The 5086-nt window shown below is 71.8% G+C and carries 4 protein-coding genes and 1 pseudogene; 3 read left to right on the forward strand and 2 right to left on the reverse strand.

What is annotated here, in order from left to right:
• Positions 1–1734 (reverse strand): choice-of-anchor G family protein (locus I5E_RS08370; RefSeq protein ID WP_022906579.1); only part of this gene is annotated, 1734 nt, incomplete at its 3' end.
• Positions 1735–2192: 458 nt separating this feature from the next.
• Between I5E_RS08370 and I5E_RS08375 the strand changes: the two genes are divergently transcribed.
• Positions 2193–2594, forward strand: coding sequence for a MarR family winged helix-turn-helix transcriptional regulator (locus tag I5E_RS08375; protein ID WP_148286900.1), 402 nt, complete (start codon positions 2193–2195; stop codon positions 2592–2594).
• A 140-nt stretch (positions 2595–2734) separates the two neighbouring features.
• The gene (locus tag I5E_RS08380) at positions 2735–4168 is read left to right on the forward strand and encodes an MATE family efflux transporter (RefSeq protein WP_022906581.1); all 1434 of its coding nucleotides are present in this window, start codon (positions 2735–2737) and stop codon (positions 4166–4168) included.
• Between the two features lie 86 nt (positions 4169–4254).
• On the opposite strand, the gene I5E_RS25355 is transcribed toward I5E_RS08380, so the two are convergent.
• Positions 4255–4422 (reverse strand): hypothetical protein, encoded by a 168-nt coding sequence (locus tag I5E_RS25355; protein ID WP_022906582.1) that lies wholly within the window; start codon positions 4420–4422, stop codon positions 4255–4257.
• Positions 4423–4785: 363 nt separating this feature from the next.
• On the opposite strand from I5E_RS25355, the pseudogene I5E_RS08395 reads away from it, so the two are divergent.
• Positions 4786–5086, forward strand: a pseudogene (locus I5E_RS08395) (hypothetical protein); the annotation flags it as partial.

A 5086-nucleotide genomic window follows, 5' to 3' on the forward strand; every position in this document is an offset into this window, starting at 1 on the left:
GGTCCAGGTGCCGTCCTCGTCGGCGACGGTCGACTGCGTGCCCTCGTCGTCACCGTCGAGCGTGACGTCGACGTCGGCGCCCGGCTCGGCGGTCCCCGTCACCGGGACGTCGGTGGTGTCGTCGTCGGTCTCCACGGCGTAGTCCGTGCCGTCCTCGGGCGAGGTGATGACGATGCCCGCGAAGGGGTCGGCCTGCACGGTCGCCGTGGCGAGGTCGACCGTCGCCAGGTCGGCCGCCGGCACGAGCTGCAGGCGGACGGCCCGCACCGTGGTGGCCCCGGTGTCGTCGGCCGTCGGCTCGGTGAAGGACGGGTCGGTCTGCGAGTTGATCGTGACCGACACGACCTCGTTCACGACGTCGAGCAGCGGGTCGAGGGCGGTGGCGGTCGAGGTGATCGTCGTGACCAGGGTCTGCACGGTCTCCGCGACGAAGTCGCCGCCGAGGACGTCACCGAGGATGCCGGTGAGCCCCGGGACGATGGTCGACCCGAGCAGCGGCTGCAGCAGCGGGTCGAGCTCGTCGAGCACCGGGGCGAGGATCCCTGTCCCGGCGACCGCGAGCGTGGCGCCGTCGCCGGTGCCGAGCAGGTCGCCGACCGTGGTGTCGACCGTCAGGGTGAGGCCCGCGACGTCCGCGCCGAGGAGGTCGACGCCCGTGTTGACGACGAGCTGCACGTCGGCGACGTCCAGCGCGTTCGTGAGGCTGGTGGTGAGCAGCGCGGGGAGCTGGTCGGTCAGGATGTCCGAGATCGCGCCGGTGATCTGGGCGTTGATCGTCGCGTCGTCGAGCAGCGTGGTGTTCGCCGGCAGGTCGTTCAGCGTGTAGAGCTGCGCGAGGTCGATCGTGACGACGCCGGAGGACAGGTCGATCGTGACCGGCCCGTCGGTGAGCGGCTGCTGCGTCACGCTGGCGAGCGCGCCCTGCAGGTCGATGTCCGCGGTCAGCTGGGCGGTGGTGTCCTCGAGCGTCAGCGTGCCGAGCCCGAGGGTGTTCACCGCGTCGGTCACCGGGTCGAGCAGCGCGTCGGTGAGCTCGGTGGTGCGGCCGTCCTCGCCGATCGCCGTGTTCACGGTGTCGTCGGTCGTGCCGAGCGTCGTGTCCAGCGAGGTCACGAGCTGCTGGACGGCCGGGCTCACGAGCCGGACCTGCGCACCCGCGACCTGGTAGTCGGTGGTGACGTCCGAGCCGTCGAACGTGCGCGTCGCCTCGGCACGGGCCGACAGGGCACCGAGACCGACCGAGAGCTCGCTCACGACGTCGTCGACGTCGAGCCCGCCGAGCAGCGGGGTGAGGTTCACGGTCGCGCCGGCGCCGGGGGTGCCCGGGCCGACCTGGATCGCGCCGTCGGCACCGACCGCGCCGGCGGCGGCGACCGCCGAGGTGGTGTCCGTGCTCGCGACCTGACCGGCGACGCCGACGTTCACGAGGCCGTTCTGGCCGAGCAGCTGGATGCCGCCGGGGACGGTGATCCCGAGGCTGTCCAGCACCGAGAGGTCGAGCGGGTCCGACTGCCCGGCGGCCGTCCCGCCGGGCGCTGTGGCCCCGAAGGACCCGGCGAGCGCCGCGACGGTGTCGAGGTCGACGGTTCCGCTGCCGGCGACGAGCCGACCCTCGGCCTGGGTCACGTCGCTCGCGGCGGCGTGCGCGGGGAGGGCTGCTCCCCCGATGATCACGGCCGCGACGGTGGCCGTGGCGCCCGCGCGGAGCGCGAAGCGTGTTGCAGTGCGTGGCATGGTGCCTCTTCCTCCAGGCGGAGGTCGTCCGCCTGCTGATCCATCCCCCGCTGGTGGGGCGGGGGATCCGACGGGCGCGCTGGTGGGGCGGCCCGGAGTCACGTGTGCGCGTCGTGCTGCGCGCGGGCGCGGCTATCCGGAGTGATCACCTCCGGCGAGGCGGGGAGCGGTGCAGGCAGCGTCCACGGACGGGCGCATCGATCGTGCGCGCATCGTTCGTCCTCGTGCCATGTCCTGATCCCCCCGGGGTGGGCTCGGCGACGTCGTCGAGCTGAGGATGTGCGGTTGGTGAGACCGCGCTTCCTGAGCAATCTACAAGGCGCTTCCCCGGTGCTGGCGATACCCCCGTTCGGGGGCACACGGGATTCGATCTTCGATCGTTGACAGTTAGATGTCGAACGGTTAGTGTTCTGATCATGACGCACCAGGTACCTCGGCTCGACTCTCCCCTCCAGCAGATGCGTTGGATCGGGTGGGCCCAACGGAAGGCTGCCGAGGAGTGGGTCCGCGAACGCGACCTCACCCAGGAGCAGAGCTTCGTCCTCGGGTACCTGCAGCACACACCCGGCGCGATCCAGCGGGACATCGCCGACATCACCCGGACGAGCGCGGCGAGCGTCTCGAGCCTCCTGCAGGGGCTCGAGCGGCGCGGGCTCGTCGAACGCCGGGCGGACGCCCGGAACGCCCGGACGAAGCGGGTCTTCGCCACCGACGAGGGGATCGCCCTCATCGCCGGCTTCGAGGACGCCATGGTCGCCCTCGACGACGTCCTGCTCGCACCGCTCGACGCCGACGAGCGCGCCACCCTGCAGGAACTCCTGCACAAGGTGACCGCGGAACTGCCGGAACCCACCCGGTGACCTGACCCGCGCCTCCCGGCCCGTCCAGGAGGCGCGACCCACCCACGCGCGTCGGCCCACGCCGATCGCGTCATCCGTCATGCCCTGCGGCGCCGACCGACGGTCGGCGCGCGCTCCGCCGTGCCCAGGAGGAGGCAGCCATGAGCACCACCGCACCCGACACCGCCGCGGCGAGGAACCGCTGGTACCTGTCCGCCGCCCCGATCGGCCGCGCCCTCGTCCACCTGTGCGTCCCGATGGCCGCCGCGATGGTCGTCAGCGCCGTCTACAACGTCATCAACGCCGGCTTCGTCGGATCGCAGCACGACACCTCGCTGCTCGCGGCGATCACGTTCGGCACCCCGCTCCTCGGCATCGTCATGGCCGTCGGCGGCGTGTTCGGCGTCGGCGGCAGCGCCCTCATGTCGCGCATGCTCGGGGCCTCGGAACACGATCCCGCCAAGGCCGAGGACATCAAGCGCGTCGCCGCCTTCGCCCTCTGGGGAGCCGTCGCCACCGGCGTGGTCCTCGCCGTGCTCGGCCTGGTGTTCCTGCACCCGCTCGTCGCCGTGCTCGGTGCCGACGCCGCCGCGGCGCCCGCCACGAGCGCCTACGTCGCCGTCATGCTCGCGTTCGTGCCGGTGCTCGCCGCGTCGTTCACGCTGGAGCAGATCGTCCGCTCCGAAGGGGCGGCGCGGCAGGCCATGATCGGGCTCGTCCTGTCGACCGTCGGCAACCTCGTCTTCGACGTGCTCTTCATCCTCGTGCTGCACTGGGGCGTCGCCGGCGCCGCCCTCGCCGTCGGCCTCGGCAACGTCGTGGCGATCGGCTACTGGATCGTCTGGCTCCAGCGGAACAGCGCGAACGTGCGCTTCGCACCGAAGTGGTTCACGCTTCGGAGGGACGTCGTCGGGCCGGTGTTCGGCATCGGTTCGAGCGAACTGCTGCAGGCCGGGTTCCTCATCGTGACGACCCTCGTGCTGAACAACCTCGCTGCCGGGTACGGGGACGACCCGCTCGCGGCGATGGGCGTCGCCGTCCGCATCGCCCAGGTGCCCGAGTTCCTCGTGATGGGCGTCACGATCGGCGTCCTGCCGCTCCTCGCCTACGCGTTCGGCAAGGGTGACGCCGACCGGCTCCGCGCCGCGCTCCGTGGTGCCGCGTTCACCGTCGGGACGATCGTCCTGGTGTTCTCCGGCACGGTGTTCGTGTTCCGCGAGCAGGTCTTCACGATCTTCTCGGGCGACCGCTCGGTGCTCGCGATCGGCCTGACCATCCTGACCGCACAACTCGTCGCCACGATCGTGAACGGCTTCACCGGCCTGCTCACGTCGCTGTTCCAGGCGACCGGGATGGTGCTGCCCGCCATGGTCCTGTCGATGGCGCAGGGCGTGCTGTTCATCCCGATCGTGCTCGTCGGGAACCTGTGGTTCGGGCTCGCCGGGATCATCTGGGCACTGACCGTCACCGAGGTGCTCGTGTTCGTCGCGGCGCTGGTGCTGTGGGCGCTGTCCCGCGGACGGATCGCCCGCGGTCTCGCCGCGGGGTCATCGGAGCGGGCGGACGCCGCGCTCGAGGAGGCGGCGGCGGTCTGACCGGACGCCACGACGGACGGGAGGCGCGGCGCCAGCCGGCACCGCGCCTCCCGTCCGTCAGACGCGTCAGCGCGTCAGCGGTCCGTTCAGAGCTGTTCGCCGAGGAAGTCCGCGTAGGACGGCTCGTCCCACGTCGGTCCGACCGCACGGAGCGTCTCGTCCGAACCACCGAGCCGCGCGGCGAGCAGGTCGGCGATGTCCTCGGGCGAGCGCATGCCGTGGCGGTGCCAGTCCTCCTGGCGGCGGTCGGTCACGCGAGCACCAGCTCGACGACGGAGACGGCCAGCGGGCCGAGGGGCGTCCGGGGCGAACCGGCGAACAGTTCGACGGGGTGCGAGAACGTGTGGAGCGTGGCGGTCACGTCGACCAGCCCTTCGTCGGAGTGATGCGCACTCCGGATCCGACCGGACCGTCCCGTCACGCCAGACCCCGCAGACCGCGAGGAGCATCATGACGACGGGACCCTGAGTCGGTCCGATGTCCACCAGCGTACTGTCGCGCGACCCTCGGCACGAGAACCGTCCGGAACACGCATCGAGCACCCGTCGACACACCCCGGCCCGGATCGTCGCCGCGCCGGTACGGTGGGCGGGCACACCCGTACCCCGAGGAGCCCCATGCCATTGTTCGGCAGCCCGCACACCCCGCACCCCGACACCCCGCCGAGCAGGGTGACGAAGCTCTGGTCGGACTCGTTCGGCGGTCTGGCCACCCGCTGCCTGCAGCTGATCGTCCTGCTCGTCGTGGTCATCGGCATCGTCTACGCCGCGGCCACGCTGAGCGTCGTCACGATCCCGGTGCTCCTCGCGCTCATCATCGCGTCCGCCATGCACCCCGTCGTGTCGTGGCTGCGCCGGCACCGGGTGCGTCCGTGCTCGCGACCCTCGCGGTCCTCATCGGCGTGCTCGTCGTGCTCGG

The organism is Curtobacterium sp. B18, assembly GCF_000333375.1.
Taxonomy (GTDB): Bacteria; Actinomycetota; Actinomycetes; order Actinomycetales; family Microbacteriaceae; genus Curtobacterium.

Coding starts and splice junctions, on each gene's coding strand:
- I5E_RS08375 (WP_148286900.1), top strand. CDS start 2,193: ATGCGTTGGATCGGGTGGGCCCAACGGAAGGCTGCCGAGGAGTGGGTC.
- I5E_RS08380 (WP_022906581.1), top strand. CDS start 2,735: ATGAGCACCACCGCACCCGACACCGCCGCGGCGAGGAACCGCTGGTAC.